The sequence below is a fragment of the Pandoraea sp. NPDC087047 genome, assembly GCF_044745225.1.
Lineage (GTDB): Bacteria > Pseudomonadota > Gammaproteobacteria > Burkholderiales > Burkholderiaceae > Pandoraea.
Genome location: NZ_JBIUZU010000004.1, coordinates 333741 through 351311, shown reverse-complemented (window position 1 = coordinate 351311; position 17571 = coordinate 333741). Strand labels below are relative to the sequence as shown.

The 17571-nt window shown below is 63.0% G+C and carries 14 protein-coding genes and 1 pseudogene; 4 read left to right on the top strand and 11 right to left on the bottom strand.

What is annotated here, in order from left to right:
* Positions 1–21: 21 nt before the first annotated feature.
* The 5 genes from ACIPHM_RS09565 to ACIPHM_RS09545 all read right to left on the bottom strand — a co-directional run bounded on the left by ACIPHM_RS09565 (position 22) and on the right by ACIPHM_RS09545 (position 7185).
* Positions 22–1614 carry a DUF1302 domain-containing protein gene (locus ACIPHM_RS09565; RefSeq protein ID WP_400327494.1) on the bottom strand — a complete coding sequence of 531 codons (1593 nt, stop codon included), beginning with the start codon at positions 1612–1614 and terminating at the stop codon, positions 22–24.
* A 110-nt stretch (positions 1615–1724) separates the two neighbouring features.
* Positions 1725–4130, bottom strand: a complete 2406-nt coding sequence (locus ACIPHM_RS09560) for an RND family transporter (RefSeq protein WP_400327252.1) — start codon at positions 4128–4130, stop codon at positions 1725–1727.
* A 19-nt stretch (positions 4131–4149) separates the two neighbouring features.
* A complete protein-coding gene (locus tag ACIPHM_RS09555) occupies positions 4150–5019 on the bottom strand; it encodes a WD40/YVTN/BNR-like repeat-containing protein (protein ID WP_400327251.1) in 870 nt (289 codons plus the stop codon).
* Positions 5020–5164: 145 nt separating this feature from the next.
* Positions 5165–6217 carry an alpha-ketoacid dehydrogenase subunit beta gene (locus tag ACIPHM_RS09550; RefSeq protein ID WP_400327250.1) on the bottom strand — a complete coding sequence of 351 codons (1053 nt, stop codon included), beginning with the start codon at positions 6215–6217 and terminating at the stop codon, positions 5165–5167.
* Positions 6214–7185: a thiamine pyrophosphate-dependent dehydrogenase E1 component subunit alpha gene (locus ACIPHM_RS09545; RefSeq protein WP_400327248.1), complete on the bottom strand. Its 972-nt coding sequence runs from the start codon at positions 7183–7185 to the stop codon at positions 6214–6216. Before ACIPHM_RS09545 ends, ACIPHM_RS09550 begins: the two co-directional genes overlap by 4 nt.
* A gap of 195 nt (positions 7186–7380) precedes the next feature.
* Here ACIPHM_RS09545 and ACIPHM_RS09540 point away from each other — a divergent pair, with 195 nt between their 5' ends.
* Both ACIPHM_RS09540 and ACIPHM_RS09535 read left to right on the top strand, forming a co-directional pair.
* On the top strand, positions 7381–8046 hold the full coding sequence (locus ACIPHM_RS09540; RefSeq protein ID WP_400327246.1) for a TetR/AcrR family transcriptional regulator: 666 nt from the start codon (positions 7381–7383) through the stop codon (positions 8044–8046).
* Between the two features lie 8 nt (positions 8047–8054).
* The gene (locus ACIPHM_RS09535) at positions 8055–9041 is read left to right on the top strand and encodes an ATP-binding cassette domain-containing protein (RefSeq protein ID WP_400327244.1); all 987 of its coding nucleotides are present in this window, start codon (positions 8055–8057) and stop codon (positions 9039–9041) included.
* 88 nt (positions 9042–9129) lie between these two features.
* Here ACIPHM_RS09535 and ACIPHM_RS09530 read toward each other — a convergent pair.
* Positions 9130–9543, bottom strand: a pseudogene (locus tag ACIPHM_RS09530) (2,5-dihydroxypyridine 5,6-dioxygenase); the annotation flags it as partial.
* Positions 9544–9752: 209 nt separating this feature from the next.
* Between ACIPHM_RS09530 and ACIPHM_RS09525 the strand changes: the two are divergent.
* Complete coding sequence (locus ACIPHM_RS09525; protein WP_400327243.1) at positions 9753–10196, top strand: MarR family winged helix-turn-helix transcriptional regulator; 444 nt, start codon at positions 9753–9755, stop codon at positions 10194–10196.
* A gap of 77 nt (positions 10197–10273) precedes the next feature.
* Here ACIPHM_RS09525 and ACIPHM_RS09520 read toward each other — a convergent pair whose 3' ends face one another.
* The 5 genes from ACIPHM_RS09520 to ACIPHM_RS09500 form a co-directional block, all read right to left on the bottom strand.
* Positions 10274–12553: a molybdopterin cofactor-binding domain-containing protein gene (locus tag ACIPHM_RS09520; protein ID WP_400327241.1), complete on the bottom strand. Its 2280-nt coding sequence runs from the start codon at positions 12551–12553 to the stop codon at positions 10274–10276.
* A gap of 138 nt (positions 12554–12691) precedes the next feature.
* Complete coding sequence (locus ACIPHM_RS09515) at positions 12692–13336, bottom strand: isochorismatase family protein (protein WP_400327239.1); 645 nt, start codon at positions 13334–13336, stop codon at positions 12692–12694.
* 63 nt (positions 13337–13399) lie between these two features.
* Entirely contained in the window at positions 13400–14434 is a 1035-nt protein-coding gene (locus ACIPHM_RS09510) for a 2,5-dihydroxypyridine 5,6-dioxygenase (protein ID WP_400327238.1), read from the bottom strand.
* A 23-nt stretch (positions 14435–14457) separates the two neighbouring features.
* On the bottom strand, positions 14458–15300 hold the full coding sequence (locus tag ACIPHM_RS09505; protein ID WP_400327236.1) for an alpha/beta fold hydrolase: 843 nt from the start codon (positions 15298–15300) through the stop codon (positions 14458–14460).
* Positions 15301–15319: 19 nt separating this feature from the next.
* Positions 15320–16072, bottom strand: coding sequence for an Asp/Glu racemase (locus ACIPHM_RS09500; protein WP_400327234.1), 753 nt, complete (start codon positions 16070–16072; stop codon positions 15320–15322).
* A 280-nt stretch (positions 16073–16352) separates the two neighbouring features.
* Here ACIPHM_RS09500 and ACIPHM_RS09495 point away from each other — a divergent pair, with 280 nt between their 5' ends.
* Positions 16353–17522 (top strand): FAD-dependent monooxygenase, encoded by a 1170-nt coding sequence (locus ACIPHM_RS09495; protein ID WP_400327232.1) that lies wholly within the window; start codon positions 16353–16355, stop codon positions 17520–17522.
* Positions 17523–17571 lie beyond the last annotated feature (49 nt).

Below are 17571 nucleotides of genomic sequence, written 5' to 3'. Positions count from 1 at the left end.
TTTGCTCCTCCGTTCTCTAAGTCAGAAGCTGTACTTCACGTTAAGCGTGATGAAGTCCCGGTCTGCGAGGGGCCGACGCTGCCGCCCATACCCATCCAATGCAGGCTTGCCGAGAAACGCGTTGTACTTCAGGGCAATTTCGAGATTGCCCAGATAGGTGAAAGTCGCGCCGAGACTTGCGCGCATGTCGCCGCCGTGCAACATCCCGGTTTGAGACACGACACCAATGCCGTACAGCGTGTGATTCCAGGAGATGGGGACCGACAGATCCCAGCCGGGGAATACGTTGTTCCAGCTCGGGATGTAGGAAATCTGATATCCCAATGCACTTCGGGTGGCGCTCACCAGATCGCTGTTCCGTGCTCCCGCGTCAAAGGGATTGCCGTCGACACCCAGCAAGTACTGCCCAACCACTTCGCCAAGCACCAGCGATCGATCCGAGATTGCGTTCGGGCCGAAAGCGTCGAACACGTTGAGCTGCGCCTGTATGGCCTTGCCTCGAACAATGGCCGGGAAACCCGGCGTATCGATTTGAACCGGAAGCCCATCGTGATAAGCCATCTCCCCTGCAACGCTGGCATTCCCCAGGCGTGTGGTGAAGCTCAACGCCGTCGCCCTGACATTCTCGAAATAACGAACGCGATAGGTCGGCATTGCACCGCGGGTATCGAACTCCACCATGGGCGTCTTGGTGGAATAGTTGATGTGGTAAGCCCCCATCTCGAACGCAGGCGACAGCCGGAACCGGGTACCGATACCCCATTGCCCACTGGGCTTCGGCATCGCGTCCGGCGTGCGGTCGATGGCGAAACCGGGGGCCAGAAACATCTTCTGCGCACCGGGGCCGAGCACGTCGGTCATGAAGAGGTAATCGCCCGTTGGCTGGAGCTCTGTCGGTCGGAACCGGTATTGGTAGTAGGCCAGCAAGCTGATGTCCCTCGTCACCGGGTACTGCCCGGAGATTTGGCCGGTCGGCAGCAGAACATCCTTGGTTTCGACGCCGGCGATATTGGATTTGGTGGCGTCCGCGCGGCCTTGTCCGCCGGAGATGCCCGGGAAGAATAGGCTCTCTCCCCAGGCGACGACGTGATGACCCGCGTTGACGCTGAGTTTCCTGCCGTCACCAAGATCCCAGCTTCCGTAGGCAAACGCGTCCAGGAGACGAGCACGCCGCCCGTCGTAGTCGCGCGTGGCCGAACTGAACGAATTGCTGTTGCCGGAACGGTTCAGCGTGGCTTGCGAGTCGTTGTCGTTTCCCCGGTTGTAGACATCGTCGTAGAACGCGCTTCCCCCGACAAAAATGCCGTAGTTACGCCATTTGATGTCGGCCTGGCCGGTCACGCTCATCCGATTGTTCACCAGGCTGCCCCGCTTGAAGCTGCGCTCGGAATCGTCCGCATTGGCGTCGTTCATGAGCGCTTGAGACGGTCTGCCTACGCGAACGCCCAACGAATAGTTGGTCGTCAGAAGATAGTCCACGCGGACGTCTTCCCCCATCGTGACGGTGCCCGCCCCGGTGGACGCCGATGCCGTCGCAAACGAACATGCCGCGAGTCCCCTCACCCACTGCGCTCCCGTATTGCCGGTCTTACACGACGTCCCTGTTCTTTCCATGCGTGCCATACCTGCCATGTGTGCCCTACGTGCCATACCCCGTCGTCCACTTTTGTGTTTTTCGTGAATGCCTCCCCCGATGCGTGCCGAGGCGTCGCATCGTTTGCCTCTCAAGGCGTTACCCTCCTCAGGTCGGCCTGCGTTTGAGCGCCGGAACAACGCCGCTGGCAACGCGGCAGCAGCCACGCCGCGAGCGCGGGTAGCAGGAAAATCGCGCCGAGCACGTTCACCAGAAACATGAAAGCCAGCAGAATCCCCATATCGGCCTGGAACTTGAGCGGCGAGAATGCCCAGGCGCCGACGCCAATCGCCATCGTCAGTGCGGTAAATACCGCGGGCGTGCCTCGCTGTCGAATGGCTTCGTAGAAGGCAGTTCGAAAATCCATCGCACCGCCTGCCATTTCGTGCTCGATGCGCTCGTAGAGGTAGATGCCGTAGTCCACCCCGACCCCCACGCCGAGCGCGATCACGGGTAGCGTGGCAACCTTCAGGCCGATGCCTAACGCGGCCATCAGCGCGTTGCAGAGGATCGACGCGATCGCCAACGGCACGACGATGCAGAGCACCGCCCGCCACGTCCGGAACGTGATCAGGCAAATCAGTGCGATCGCGCCAAAAATCGACAGCAGCATCGTGACTTCAGCGCGTGCCACTTCTTCGTTGGTCGCCGCCATGATTCCGGCATTGCCGCCCGCCAGCCGAAAAGACAGGTCGATCCGGGGCGACTCGCCGGGGATTGCGTTCTCGCGTTTGAAGCGCTTCACTTCCTCGACAATATGTGCGAGCGTTGCGCCCTGATGGTCCTTCGTATAAATGAGGACCTGCATTGCCGTGCATCCATCGGTGTTCATGCCCAGGTCCGGGTTGTAAGCGCCTGCCCCCTGTTGCAGCGCCCGGCGACTTCGCGGCAAGGCTTGCCAACGCGGATTGCCCTCGTTGTTGGCGGCAATCCCCACCTTGGCCATGTCCGGCACACCCACCACCGACTGAACGCCATGCACACCGCGCATGAAGATTTCAAACCGATCCACGGCATGCATCACGGGATAGTGCAGGCAGGCGTCGTCTTCGTAACCCTTCGCCTCGACAACGACGGCGAGCACGTCGACCCCGACAACGTAGTTGCCGACGATGCTCGCGTAGTCGCGGTTGTACTGCGAGCTCGCCCGCAACTCGGGAGCGCCATCGCCGATATCACCGATCGTCAGATACCGCGCCCCGGCGGTTCCCACGGCCAACAGGACACAGCAGACAAGCAGGACGAATGCCGCCGGCCGGCGCGCGGCACTACCGGAAAGCGTCCACCAGAGTCCTCCGCGCTTGGCCGCGGCGCCCCTGGCTTTTGTCATTGCGCCGCGTTCGAGCCGTATATGCGACAGCAACGCCGGCAGCAGCACTTTGTTGGTCGGGATCATCAGCAGTACCCCGATGCAGGCCGTCATGCCCAGTTCCCGAACGCTCTCGATCTCGATGCGCATGATGACGGCAAAACCCAGCGCATTCGTGAGCAGCGCCACTGCCCCTGGGACAAATAACTTGCGTACCGCGCTATGCGCGGCGCTCGGCGCGTCCGCCCCCGCGATGACCTCCTGCGCCCAGGCGTTTGTCATCTGCACGGCGTGCGATACCCCGATCGAGAAAGTCAGGAAAAGCACCAGGATCGAAAACGGGTCGATGCCGTAGCCGGCGAGCGCAAGAATGCCCAGCAGCCACACCGTCGGCAGCAACGCCACCACCAGCGCCACCATCGTCAGCTTGAGCGACCTCGTGTGGGCGTACAGCAGCGCGGCCGTAATCACGAACGCGATGCCGAAGAACAGGCAGACGCCGGTAAGCCCCTTGACGAGCTCCCCCATCAACACCGGGAATCCGATGATGTTGACGTCGATGTTCTCGCTGGCGTACGCCTTGCGGATTTCATCAAGCCGGTGCGCCACGTCGACGTCATCGACCTTGTCCCCGGTCTGCGGATGGATCTCCTGCAAGTCGGCACGCACCATTGCGCCTTTCAGGTTGCTCTGCACCAGCAGGCCGATCACGCCCGATTTCGCGACATTGCGGCGAACGGTTGCGAGCTCGTCCGGCTCGCCGCTGAATCTCGGCGGCACAATCACGTCGCCATAGAAACCGCGCTCAGTCACCTCGATAAATCGGACGTCGGGCGTAAACAGCGAAGACACCCGGGTGCGATCGACCCCGGGGATGAACGCCACGTCATCGGTCGCTTTGCGCAGTGTGTCCAGGAAGGCCTTGTTGTAGATATCGCCATCGCCCTGCCAGCGCAGGTTGACGAGAATACGATTGGCTCCCGGGAAGACCGTCAGATATTCCGAGAACGCCTGCATGTGCTCGTGCTTCAAGGGGATCATCTTGAAGAAGCCCGCATCCAGCCGGGTGCGGCTCGCCGCGCCGGCAAGGGCCAACGTCAAGGCGGCAAAGAACAGGATCAGCCAGCGACGCTTTGCGATCAGCGTGTTGGCGTACCAGTCGACCCAGCGGTCTTTGGGGGATGGCATGGCGAACATTCCCGCGAAATTAGCGAAGCTGCCCGGGTACCGCCGGCTTCGGGATCGTCACACCGCCCTCGCCGCCGAAGATGAGTGCGCCGTCGCGACCGGCAACGACAGCGGCCAGGCTGCGCCCGCCAGCCGGCTCGGTGAGCGTAAAGCGCTCACCGCGATCTTTCGAGATCAATACCGTTCCACCTTGACCCACAAGGACGATGCGACCGTCGGCAAGTCGACTGCCGCCGAACAGAGATGACACCGTATCGCTGCGCCGCGCTGTCCAGGTCCAGCCACCGTCCCGGGTCACGTAAATGCTGCCGCGCATGCCGTATGCGATCCACTCGTCGGTGGAAATGCGTAGCAAGCCGAACAGCGACCCCTTGTAGAACTTCGGGAGAAGGGTCCAGGTCTTGCCGGCGTCCTCCGAGCGTGCCACCAGCCCCTGCTCACCCACACACAGCATGCGCGAATCCTGCCCCCCGGCGATGGCGTAGATGTGGTTGTCGCCGAGCGTCGTCTCGGGCACTGTCCATGTCCGGCCGCCGTCATCGGAGATGCGCAGCGTACCGAAAGCGCCGACCGCATATACCGAGGCGGCACTCCTTGCCCACACGCCAAGGAACGGCTCGGAGCGCTTCGGGTCGTAGTGAACTTCCCTCCAGCGCTCGCCGCCGTCCGCCGTCTTCAACACCCAGCGATCGTGCCCCACGGCAAAACCGTTCTTGTCGTCGACGAAACTCATTTGCGTTAGCGTTACTCCGCGTTGCGGCATCACGCGCGCCGCGCGCCAGGTAGCGCCGCCGTCCTCGCTCGTCGCAATGTGACCCAGCTCGCCCGCAGCAACAATCCGGCCCGCCGGCGCCGCCACACCGTTGACGAGCATGCGCTCGACGCTCATCGCCGTTGCCGGGAAAACGGGGGCGGGCCGGTGTAAAAACGCAATCGTTGCCGCAACAGCAACAACGGCGCACATCGATAATCCGGCCAAGGGCGCGCGCAAGCACGGCGTCGGGGCGTCAATAAGGCGACGGGCTTTCGGACTGTCAGGCATGCGCTCCTCCACCGCTGTCTCCCAACAGCGCAGTCCGCGCTCGTTCTCGCTGGATCGACATCAATCGGCGTGCCGCCTGTTCGATCTCGTCCACGCACGGAATGCAGTAAGCCTCCAGGCGTGCCGTCTGCGGGCGAATGGTGTCCTTGCCGGCAACACGTGCAACCGGACACGCCAGGTCGAAGAAAGCTTCCTCCTGGATACGCGCGGCAATTTCCGCCCCCACACCTGCAGTGCGCACAGCCTCGTGAACCACCATGGCACGGTGCGTGCGGGAAACCGACTCGAAAATCGTTTCCCAGTCGAGGGGCACCAGCGTGCGCAGATCGATGACCTCCAGCTCGATGCCGTCAAGCGCCAGGCGCGTGGCGGCGTCAAGGCATAGCGGTACCATCGAGCCGTAGGTAATCACCGATATGGAATTGCCGGTGCGACGGCGCGCCGCCTTGCCGAACGGTACGAGCAACTCAGGATCGTCAGAGACGGGCCCAAGCACGGACGAAAGCATGTTGACGCTATGGAACAGCACGGGATTCGGGTCGCGAATTGCCATCTTCATCAGACCCTTCGCATCGGCCGGCGTCGACGGCATGACGACCTTCAGACCCGGGCTGTGCATGCCAAATACTTCGAGGCTGCTGGAGTGTTCCGGGCCGGCACCGCCGAGCGAGCCGCAAGGCAGGATGACCACGGCGGACACGATGAACTTGCCACCATGCATGTAGCGCCACTTCGCCAGTTTCTGGTAAATCTCGTCGCCGGCGATCAGGCCGAAATCGCCGAACCCCATGTTCACGATGGGCTTCATGCCGGCAACTGCGGCACCGACAGCGCAGCCCGCCATGAAGGCTTCGTTGATCGTCGTGTTGCGAACGCGTTGCGTACCGAATTCGTCGGACAACCCGCGTTCAGCCGCAAAGTGCCCGCCGCCCGTCGCCATTTGCCCCATCAGGAAGACCTCGGGGTCTCTTCGCATTTCTTCGGCAATGGCGTGGTCGATGGCCGCGCGATAGGTCAGGGTGAGCATTTCACCGGTGGAGCTCATGCGTAGACGTCCTTCCAGATGATCGAGGCGTGCGCCGCAGGCGCCGCCCTGGCGTCTTCGTAGGCGCGTTGAACCGCTTGCTCGGCGCTCTCGCGCAGCGCCTGTGCGGTGTCCGCATCCAGGCGGGCGCCAAGAACGTCCAGTGGATCGCGGTAGTTCAACGCATCCGGATCCGTCTCTTTTCGGTACTGCTGGGGATCGCCCTCCCAGTGGCCGCGTCGGCGCACGACCTTGGCTTCGATGAGCGTCGGCCCCTCGCCATCACGCGCCCGCGCAACGGCTTCGGACATCGCGAAGTGGACGGCAACGGCGTCCTGCCCATCGACGATCACTCCGGGGATGCCGTAGCCTGCCGCGTAATCGGCAATGTTCTCGGTGGGACTCACGTCCGATAGACGCATCGAGACGATCAGGCCGTTGTTCTCGCAAAAGTAGATCAGGGGCAACTTCCAGGTGGCCGCCTGAACCATGGTTTCGTGAAAGGTGCCCCGAGCCGCCGTGCCATCGCCAAAGTTCGCCACTGCGGTTTGGCCTGTGCCACGCAACTGCGCGGCAAGCGCTGCCCCGGCTGCTAACGGATAAACGCTTCCGAGCGTGGCGCCTTCGCCCATGACCCCGATCTCCGGGTCGCACCAGTGAGGCACGCCACCGCCCTTGCCGCCGGTCGAGCCATTCACCCGGCCAAGCAGATCGCCAAAGATGGCGGCGGGCGCCATGCCCTTGCCAATCGCCCAGGCCGTGCCCCGGCCCTGATAGAAAACGTAATCGTGCGCATGCAGCGCTGCTGTGGCGCCAATGGCCGCCGCCTCCTGCCCCTCGCCCGGATGCCACCAGCCGTCGATCCGATTTTCCTTGGCGTGCCGCCCCATGATCGTGTCGAAATAACGCGCCATGGCCATTCGTGCATACATCGTCACCAACAGCTCGGGCGGTAAAGCCGCCTCATTCGTTGCTACGTCGCGTCCCATCTGTCCCCTCCCATTTCGGCCCGTGGGAAATCCCTCTGGCGCTCGCTGCTACCCAGCCCGAGCCGAAAGGCTGGCGAACGGTGCCGCGATGGAAGGCAATTTAATTGGATCAACTGATTCAATCAATTGATTCGGAAAATTACGGGAAATCACTTAGAATCGCCAGAATCACCACGACAACATTGTCCATAGCGCATGGCGAGACGACCCAAATCCGGCATAGAGGAAGGCACCCCTGAAGGCGAAGCGACCAGAACGATGCTTCTGGACACAGCGGAACAGCTGTTCGCGCTTAACGGCATTGCGAGCACATCCATTCGCTCGATCAACGACGAAGCGGGATATGGCGCGGCATCCGTTCACTATCACTTTGGCACCAAGGCACACTTGCTGCGCTCGGTGTTATTGCGCCGCGGTGCGGCGGTGCTCGCCACCGCCGAGTCCCGGATCGACGCACTTCTCGCGCAACGCGAGGCGCCGACGGTGCGCGATATCGTCAGTGCAGCCTTCGACCCGCACGCGCAACTGGTCGAGAATGAACCGGTCGGCGGTGGCTATTGGGAACAGATTCTCAGCCGCCTGGGGGTCGCGGGCGATCCTGTGCTGACCGAACTATTCGGCCCGATCACGCTGAAGTTCAACCAGGCGCTACAACGCTGCTATCCGCAAGCCTCGTCCGCCGCGGTAGTCCGGCAGTGGTACATCGCCAGCATCTCGATCATCAATCTTCTCGGCATCTACGCCCGACTGACGCGCGATGACAGCGAAGTCAATCGTCAGATTCGGGAGGGATTCGCTGCCTCGTCGCTCGAATTCGTCGTATCGGGGCTGGAGGGGATGTTGCAAGCGCAGCAGCGCTAGGGAAAGCCTTGCGCTGCTGCGCCCAGCGCCGGCAAGGTCTGCCGGGCCGAAGAGTCTCATACCAGATTGAATCCGGCCCGGCAAAGGAGGTCTTGCGCAACCCGTCCAGCACCTACACGCGGACACTGATCGATGCGCTGCCCAAGCACGACAAGAGCCGCAGCCCGGTTCGCGACGCCGCGCCGCTGATACAGGCCAACAATGTCACGATCAGCTATAGCGGCAAAGCGAGCTGGTTTTCCCGATCGCAAGGCAAACCCATTGTCGAAGGCGTATCCCTGTCCATTCGGCCAGGCGAGGTCGTCGCCGTGGTCGGCGGGTCCGGCTCAGGAAAAACGACGCTCGGCCGCGCCATGATCGGCCTTCTGCCATTGGCCGGCGGCGACGTGTCGTTTCGCGGGCAATCCATTTCGGCGGGAGGACGCAAGGCCAGACGCGATTTCCGTCTCTCTTGCCAGATGGTGTTCCAGGACCCCTATTCGTCGTTGGACCCGCGCCAGAAAATCCGGGACATCGTTAGCGAACCGCTCAATCATTGCAAGCCCATGAAGCAGGCAGAGCGAGATCGTCTGGTTCACGAGATGCTCACGGAAGTGGGGCTCGACGCCCTGGGCGACCGGTATCCGCATGCGCTCTCGGGCGGCCAGCGTCAACGAGTGGCGATTGCCCGCGCACTCATTCGCCGGCCCGCGCTGGTGGTCGCCGACGAGCCCGTTTCCGCACTGGACATGACGATCCAGAAGCAAGTGCTAGCGCTCTTCAAGCGCCTGCAATCGCAGCACGGGTTCGCATGCTTCTTCGTGTCGCACAATCTTGCGGCGGTCTCGGAGATCGCAGATCGAATCGTCGTGATGCATCAGGGAAGGATCGTCGAGCAAGGCTCGGTGGCGGACATCTTCGACAGGCCGAACCACGCGTACACGCTTGAGCTACTCGAGGCCGCCTACGAAGCACCGGGCCAGATCTCGCCGCTCTCGGCAAACCGCGGCGCATGACAGGCCTCGCCCTCCTCCGACGGTAGACTTCGGCACCCCGCTCATGCGGGGCGCCGCTTGCCGTGCAGCGCAATGACCATGGCGATGCTCACCGGCTCACGAATATGCCGTCGCGCACCATGACGCCATCGTCAAGCCAGACGGTGCAATGACGTAAAGGAATGTCGATGTGACGGGCTGTCGCCGCGCCTGCGCCACCTTCATGGCGCGAGCCGAGCGAGAACAGGAAGTTGCCTTCGAAAGCGCGCGCGTCCATGCCGATGGAGGACTCCCGGTTGTATAAACCGAGCGTCGACCAGCGCGCCCGAGGTTACAATCCCCAACCGACGCGAGAAACGACATGAGAGACGGCATGCCCCTGCGGATCGCGAAACGTTTCCCCGTAGTCGCGCAGCAACGCAGCGTCGACGCCGCCCTCGATGCGGGTAACGGATCCATTCTCGAGCGTCAGCACAATGGGCTCGGTCACATATCGTTTCTGCGGTAACAAAATCGACAGCCTCGCGGGACGTCCGACCATCAGCTCGATCGAAGTGCCCGTGAGTCTGATCGTTCGCGGCAGTACGGCGGCACCGAGGGCCGAATGATCCTGCGCCGGGCCATCCGGCACGAACCTTGAGTTCACGCGGGAAAGACGAGGATACGTCAGGCAATTCAGCGGGTTCCGATGCTATGCTCGGGGCATATCCCTCCAACGCTTTCGCGTAGCCCATGCCCAGCAAAATTGCCTACGACTTCCACGACCAGATCGGCCACCTGCTCCGCCGCGCCTATCAGCGTCATGTCTCGATCTTTCAAGCCGCCATCCCCGATTCCGACCTGACCGCCGCGCAATTCGTCGCACTTTGCACTGTCAAGGAAAAGGGATCTTGCTCGCTCAACGACATCGTCAAGACGACCGCTATCGATCAGGCCACGATTCGCGGCGTGGTCGAACGCCTAAAGGCGAGGAACCTGATCGAGGTCGAACCCGACCCGACGGACGGCAGAAAGCTGCTGGTGCGCGCCACGCAGGCAGGGCTGACACTGATCGAGCAGACCGTGCCGTTTGCGGAGGAAGTGACCGAGCGTACGTACGGTGCGCTCAATCCGGCAGAGCGCGTCGCGCTCATGTTCCTGATGCGAAAAATGATGGACGTCGATTCGGTCGAATGAGCGGGAGCGCCACAACCGGTAGTTGTCGGCTAGTTGTGGCGCATGCACCGACGCACCGCGGTGATCGTTAGCGCTCGTCAGGCGGGTTGCGTTGACGGGACGAGCAAGCGTCCCTCACGGCGCAATGCCGCACGTACGGTTTCCGGCGTAAATGGCGGCGCGTAGATCCGCACACCAGTCGCATCGAAAATGGCATTGGCCAGCGCCGCCGGCCCCGGCACGGACGCCGACTCGCCCGCCCCCATCGGTGGCTCCCCCTGCCTCGGCATCAACACGACATCCAGCTTCGGCAGTTCGGCGAACGTCAGAATCGGATAGCCGCCCCACTCGCGGCTTGCAGGCCGCCCGTCCACGAATCGCACACGCTCCTTGAGCGATCGGCTCAGCACCTGAACGACGTTGCCATGCAGTTGATGACGCACGCCGTCGGGATTGACCATCGTGCCGGTGTCCTGCCCCACGGTGACGCGCTCTACGCGCACCTCGCCTGTCACCCGGTCCACCATCAGATCGACAATCCAAGCGGACCACGCCGCCCCGAATCCGGGGAAGCGGCTATGGACATAGCGCGCGTAGGAAACGCCTCGCCCGCGCACAAAGCGCTCGTCCGTATCCCAACGGGAGACGTCGCGAGAGCGTGGCGTCCAGGCGGCGCGAGCGGCCACGGCTTCGAGCAGCGCCACCGCACGCGCGTCGTCGAGATGTCGCAGCTTGAACTGCAACGGATCGACGCCGGTGGCAAAGGCGATTTCATCGGCAAACGCGTCGTGAGCAAACGAATTCGGCAGCGCCGAAACACCCCGGAACCATGAGGCGCGCACCAAAGGCGCCATGTCGTCACAGACGAATCGCCGATGCTCGCTCTTGTACGGGGACACCGCCGTGCGATCTCCCATCTCGAAGATCCGCGGCTGCGGCGAGACAACGCCGATCAGTAGCGAGGCAAGTATCGGCGCGTCGTTGGACGGATAGCGCGTCGCGAAGTCGTACGCGAGCAGTTCGCCGCCACGCGTTGCAGCACCTCGCACCGTCATGACCTGCCCGGTGCCCTTGGGCTCCCAGAGATGCTCGTCCGAGCGCGAGAGCTGCACCCGCACGGGGGCACCTACAGCCCGTGAGAGCAGCAACGCGTCGCCACAGACATCGTCGGCACAGTTGCGCCCGTAACACCCCGACGCCTCCATACGCACGATGTCGATGTCGGCCTCGTCTCGAGCGATCAACTGGGCGAGGTCGTAACGCAGCGACACGGGATTCTGTGTCCCCGACCAGACGGTAATCCGTCCCTCGCCCCGGGCGCGATAGTCGGCCACGGCACACGACGGCCCGATCGACCCATGCATCTGATACGGCCACGCGTAAGTCCGCGAGAGCGTGAGAACGTCGTCGCGCGCGAACACGGCATCGACATCGCCCTCGTCAAGCAGAGGGCGTCGCGTGGCGGGTGCTGCCGCAATCGCCAGTGTGGTGTCGTCCATCGGTGGCAAGGGGGGGAGTGGCTTCCACTTCACGCGCAACGCGTGCGCCGCGCGTATGGCCTGCTCTTCGCGTTGCGCCACGACACCGACGAAATCGCCAATCGTGACAACCGCCCGAACACCCGGGATATGCGCGACGGACGCCGTATCCACGGATTCAAGCAAATTGCCGACGAATTCGCCGGCATCCACACCGCTGTATGGGGGACGCACCACTCTCGCGTGCAACATGCCGGGCACCCGCATGTCGTGCACGAACGTCAGTTCGCCCGTGGCTTTCGCGGGTAAATCGACGCGACGCGACGACTTGCCCACCACGCGGTAGGTCGACGGGTCCTTGACAGGGGTATCGAGGTTCAGCACGAGCGTGATGCGCTCGCCAGCCACCAACTCGGCAAAAGTCGACTTGCGCGTTTCGCCCTGCGTCGTGGTGCCCGAGACTTCCCCGGCGTCGCAACGCAACTGGCTCGCGTCGATGCCGAATCGTTTGGCGGCCAGCGCCACAAGCGCGTGCCTTGCCTGCGCCGCGGCGCACCGCAGCGCAATGGCGGAAATCTGTATCGTGGCGCTCGCGATGGTCGGCCCCTGATTGGGCGTCGCTGCGGTGTGTCCGAGTTGCATGGCGACGTCGCTGGCGGCAACGTCGAGTTCTTCCGCGACGATTTGCGCGAGCGAGGTCCGAATCCCGGTGCCCAGATCGACATGGCCGTTGAAAGCCAGAATACGGCCATCGTCCAGAATCGCCACAAATACCTCGGCGACCTCGGGCACGAAGGTCGAATGACTACCCGGTTGACCGGGCGCAGGTTTGACGGGCGCGACAGGCTGTCGGACCACCACCAGACACCCTTCGCGCGCGAGCAGTTCGGAACGATTCAAGGACAAGGATTCCCATAGTTCGGCCCGTGTCGCATGCAGCGGGCCCAACGTCACGATAGGAGGACAATTTTGACGCGTCAATCGATGCACGCCCCACCACCGCAAGCGCGAGGCGGCCCTGTCAGTCAGTGACGAAGACTAACGGCAGTGTTGCTCGATGGCCTTGAGCGCGTCGGCCAGCGGCATCACGGCGGCATACTTCTGCTGCAGATCGAACAGGCTCGCGTCATGCGGCCCCACCGCCCGGTCGCCCACGCAATCCGAGAGCACCAGCGGACGGAAGCCGTACGACATGGCGTCCACCACACTCGCGCGCACGCAGCCACTGGTCACGGCCCCCGCAACGAGCAGTGTCTGAATGCCGCGTTGTGCGAGCCACGGAGCGAGTTGCGTGCCGAAGAACGCCGAGGGCACGACCTTGCGCACCACCAGTTCCCCCGGCAGCGGCGCGAGCTCCGGGACGATGGCGCTTTGCGGATTGTCTTCCGTGAGCGTCGCCATTCCCGGCACCTTGATGGAAAAGATGTTGTCGTCGCTACCGTCGTCGGCATAGACGATGCGGCTATGCGCCACCGGCCATCCCTTCAGACGCGCCACAGCAAGCGCATCGACAGTGCGTGCTATGGCCCCCGGAATATTGCCACCGCCGAACACCTGCGGGTCGGCAAATCCGACGACCAGATCAACGATGAGCAGGGCCACATTGCCCTGCGGCGTCAGCGAGGTGCCGAAGCCCTGGCGTTGATAGACGCCGGCTTCGGCGTGTTGCGAGATATCACTCATGGCGTATGTCTTTGGCAAGCAAGAATGGGAGGTCGGTGCGGCAAATCCAGCGAATCCGGCAACTCACGCGTAGGCAACGCGCCCGTCGCGCACCATGACTTCGTCGTCGAGCATGACGGTGCAATTGCGCAGCGGAATGTCGATATGGCAGGTCGTAGTACGGCTGCCGCCGCCTTCGTTGTTCGGTCCGAGCGAGAACAAGAAATTTCCCTCGAACGCACGGGCGTCCATGCCGATCGTCGCCTCCCGGTCGTACAGCCCGAGCGTCGACCAGCGCGCGCGCGGCTGCAACCCCCATCCGATATGCGAAATCGCGTAACCCTCGGGGTCCTGGAACGTGTCCATGTAGTCGCGCAGCAACTCGGCATCGACACCTCCCTCGATGCGCGTGGCGTAGCCCTTCTCGACTGTCAGCACGATGGGCTCCGACACGTAGCGCTTTTGCGGCAGCAGAATGTCGCCACGGTCGATCACGATAGTGCCGTGCGCCGTATGGTCGTTCGGGTAGGACAACGCGAATCCGCTCGGCCAGTGATCCCAGCGCCCCGGTTCATCGACGAATCCGTACTCGGCCGTCGGCCCGAACGCTCCCATCGGGCAAACCAGCGACGTGCCGGCGGGCGACGTCACGCGCATTTCCCGGGCCGCGCCGAGTTTTGCAGCAGCCGCGAGCACCCGGGTCTTGTCGCCGCGCGTCGGCACCATGCGCGCCAGCACTTCGGGGGGCTCGACCGCGAGCAGGATCTTCGTCCCGCCCTTGAGAATTTCGTGTTGCTCGGGCGAGAAAAGCAGCGTCATCAGATCGAGCACCAGATCGCTCGCCTTGAGCGCGGCAATCGCGGCGCGGTTGCCGGTGAGCGGCGTGGTGCCCAGATACGACAGCGAGTCGCGACTGAACGCTTTTTCGCCGTTCACGGGCTGCAAATCGAGTTGATTCGCGATGGCGCCCATCGACTGCGTGGCAATCAGCGCGCAGCGCAGGGTTTGCGGATGCGTCGAGGCGCTCGTGAGGATGGTGACGTTCTGTCCCCGCGCGAGCTTGGACAGCGTCAGAACTTCTCGCCAGGCTTCGATCAACTGGTAATCACTGATGGCCATTGCAGTCTCCTGTGCTGTGGGATTCAGGCCGACGTCGTGCGGCCAAGCGGGGCGCCAAGGAAGTCGCCGAATGCGGCATAGAAACCGTCCGGGTTGTCCCACGGAATCATGTGACCGGCGTTCGGCACACGCACGTGTTGCATCGCGGGCGTGGCTCGCTGAAGTTCTGCCACGTCTTCGTCGCGCACGACATCGCCGTTCTGCGCGGTCATCAGCAGCGACGGTACGTGCAGTTGGGCCGCGTCGGCGTGGAAATCGTCGTTGTGGAATCCGTCGTACGAGGCCAATATCGCGCGCTCATCGCACGTATGAAGCCATTCGGCGCGCAGGGCAAGCTGTTCGTCGGTCCACGTCGGACAGAAAGCCCGCATGCCTCGCGCATCGATACCCGCGCGGGCTTGCGCCATCGAATCGACGTACCACGGCAACTTGCCCGGATAGGCACGGCGGCCGGGGCCGGACACCGGCGGATCGACGAGCACGACCGAGACCAGTCCACGCGGCTCGCGCGTCGCGGCGCGTGCCGCGATACGGGCGCCCATCGAATGTCCGACGAGGACGAATCGCGCCAGATCGAGCGCCGCCGCCAGTGCGACAACGTCGTCCGCTTGCGCGTCGAGACTGTAATCAAGCTCGCAAGAGGCGCTCGACAATCCGCGACCGCGCACGTCGAGTACATAGGTATCGAACTCGCGGCCGAACACTTCGCCCACGAAGCCCCACGTCACAGCGGGGCTGGTAATGCCGGGAATGACGATCACGGCCGGACGCGATGCCCGTTCGCCGTGCGTGCCCCCATACCGAAGAAAGTGCTGGCGAATGCCGTTGGCGTGAACATTCGCGCCGTACTGAAATGTCGAAGTCATATTGGCCGTCCGCCCGAGTTCAGTAAGCGCCGGAGAGCAACGCGCCCGCGCCCGGCACGACAGGCTCCAGATCCAGCGTGCGCAGCATGGCGTAAGTCGTTGCGATCGCCGCGGTGATGACGGGCTTGCTGGTCATCGCCTCCACCTGCGCCACCGCCGGCAGCGACGGCATCTGCACGCATGCCGACAACACAATCGCATCCGCCTCCTGATAGGGCAGCGTCCTGACGATGTCCGGCAGCCGCATCGGATCATGACGGCCCACGTCGAGGTTGTCGGGGATTTCGAGCGCCCGGTAGGCGATGACGTCGTAGCCTTCGTTGCGAATGTAGTCCACCACCAGCTCGGTCAACGGCTTCATATACGGCGCGACGACCACAATGCGCTTGGCGCCGATCACGCGCAGCGCATCGACCAGCGCGCCCGCGCTCGTGAGCACCGGCGCCTGCCCACCGTTGGCAATCGTCTGCTCGGTCAGGCGCTTCTGCGAAACGCGGTGATAGCCATGCCCCATCGCCATGATCGCCACGAGACAGGCGTAGCCGAGCACATCCACACGTGCGTCGCTCAGCTCGACGGCGCAACGATCCGACTCGGCATCCATCGCGGCCAGTTCCTCCTTGACGACCTTCTTCATGCGCATGCGGCTCGAATGGAAGGTGAAGCGCTCGGGGCGGATCGCCTCCCGCAAGCGAAGCATGGCGGGGATCTCGGTTTCCATCGTGGTGTTCGAACTCGGCACGATCTGGCCGATGCGGTAACGCTTGCTCATGAAGACATTCTCCCGAAGGGGTGGATCAGGTGAGGCTTGCACAAAGTCTAGTGCATACACCATATTCAAGCAATACGAGAAAAATGAATTTCGGCGAATTAACGTCTTAATTTATCGACTTTAATTCGTCATAAGCATCGTTTTATAGGTGCAAACCCTAAACCAATAGATTTGTTGTTGCATCGATATTTTGTGATGTGTACGCTACAAATCATTCATCGCAACCACCCAAGGCAGCGGCCTCGATTCAGGTCGGCCGGCCACACGATCAGGAGCCTCCATGAGCAAACCACGCATCGCCATCATTGGCGCAGGTCTGGGCGGTACGGCCGCAGCAGGCCTTTTGCAGCGCAGCGGATACGACGTTGCGCTCTACGAGCAGGCCCCCGCGTTTTCGCGACTGGGCGCCGGGATTCACCTGGGGCCGAACGTGATGAAGATCATGCGTCGCCTGGAGATTGAAGACGCACTCAATGTCATGGGTTCGCATCCGGATTACTGGTTCAGCCGCGACTGGAAGACGGCCGAGGCAATTTCACAAATTCCGTTGGGTGATTACGCGCTGAAGACTTACGGCGCCACGTACCTGACCGTGCACCGCGGCGACTTCCATGAACTGATGACGCGCGCCGTCACGCCGGGCACCATCCGATTCGGCAAGTGCCTGCAATCGGTGGAAGACACCGGCCGCGAAGTCCGCATGACGTTTACCGACGGCAGCGTCGAGACGGCCGACATCCTGATCGGCGCCGACGGCGTGAATTCGAAGATCCGCGAGCACCTGCTGGGGGCGGAGCCGCCCCGCTACACCGGCTATGTGGCCCACCGCGCCGTATTCCCGGCATCGCTGCTCGACAACAAGCCGTACGACATGTGTGTGAAGTGGTGGTCGGAGGATCGTCACATGATGGTCTACTACGTCACCGAGAAAAAAGACGAGTATTACTACGTCACCGGGGTGCCCCAGAACGAATGGCCCGAGGGCGTATCCATGCTGCCGAGCAGCCGCGAGGAAATGCTCGAGGCGTTCGACGGCTATCACGCGGATGTGCAGCATCTGATCGAAGTCTCGCCGACGATCACGAAGTGGCCGTTGCTCGAGCGCGATCCGCTGCCGGTCTGGAGCCGTGGCCGTCTGGTACTGCTCGGTGACGCATGCCACCCGATGAAGCCCCACATGGCGCAAGGCGCGGCCATGGCCATCGAGGATGCGGCCATGCTCACCCGTTGCCTCGACGAAGTCGGCGTGAGCGACTATGCGGATGCGTTCGGGCTTTATGAAGCCAATCGCGCCGCGCGCGCCTCGGAAGTGCAGCGGGTCTCGCACAACAACACGTGGCTGCGCACGAATGAAGACCCGGCATGGGTATTCGGCTACGATGTATTCACGACCCCGCTCGTCCCCGCATCGTCGCGCACGGTGGCGCCGCCGCTCACGGCCGCCGCCTGAATCGCGGGTACGAGACTGGCATAAGCTCAATGAGGATGACACCTTCGCC

Coding starts and splice junctions, on each gene's coding strand:
- ACIPHM_RS09510 (WP_400327238.1), bottom strand. CDS start 14,434: ATGGCCATCAGTGATTACCAGTTGATCGAAGCCTGGCGAGAAGTTCTG.
- ACIPHM_RS09525 (WP_400327243.1), top strand. CDS start 9,753: ATGCCCAGCAAAATTGCCTACGACTTCCACGACCAGATCGGCCACCTG.
- ACIPHM_RS09560 (WP_400327252.1), bottom strand. CDS start 4,130: ATGCCATCCCCCAAAGACCGCTGGGTCGACTGGTACGCCAACACGCTG.
- ACIPHM_RS09545 (WP_400327248.1), bottom strand. CDS start 7,185: ATGGGACGCGACGTAGCAACGAATGAGGCGGCTTTACCGCCCGAGCTG.
- ACIPHM_RS09540 (WP_400327246.1), top strand. CDS start 7,381: ATGGCGAGACGACCCAAATCCGGCATAGAGGAAGGCACCCCTGAAGGC.
- ACIPHM_RS09555 (WP_400327251.1), bottom strand. CDS start 5,019: ATGAGCGTCGAGCGCATGCTCGTCAACGGTGTGGCGGCGCCGGCGGGC.
- ACIPHM_RS09500 (WP_400327234.1), bottom strand. CDS start 16,072: ATGAGCAAGCGTTACCGCATCGGCCAGATCGTGCCGAGTTCGAACACC.
- ACIPHM_RS09565 (WP_400327494.1), bottom strand. CDS start 1,614: ATGGAAAGAACAGGGACGTCGTGTAAGACCGGCAATACGGGAGCGCAG.
- ACIPHM_RS09505 (WP_400327236.1), bottom strand. CDS start 15,300: ATGACTTCGACATTTCAGTACGGCGCGAATGTTCACGCCAACGGCATT.
- ACIPHM_RS09495 (WP_400327232.1), top strand. CDS start 16,353: ATGAGCAAACCACGCATCGCCATCATTGGCGCAGGTCTGGGCGGTACG.
- ACIPHM_RS09550 (WP_400327250.1), bottom strand. CDS start 6,217: ATGAGCTCCACCGGTGAAATGCTCACCCTGACCTATCGCGCGGCCATC.
- ACIPHM_RS09515 (WP_400327239.1), bottom strand. CDS start 13,336: ATGAGTGATATCTCGCAACACGCCGAAGCCGGCGTCTATCAACGCCAG.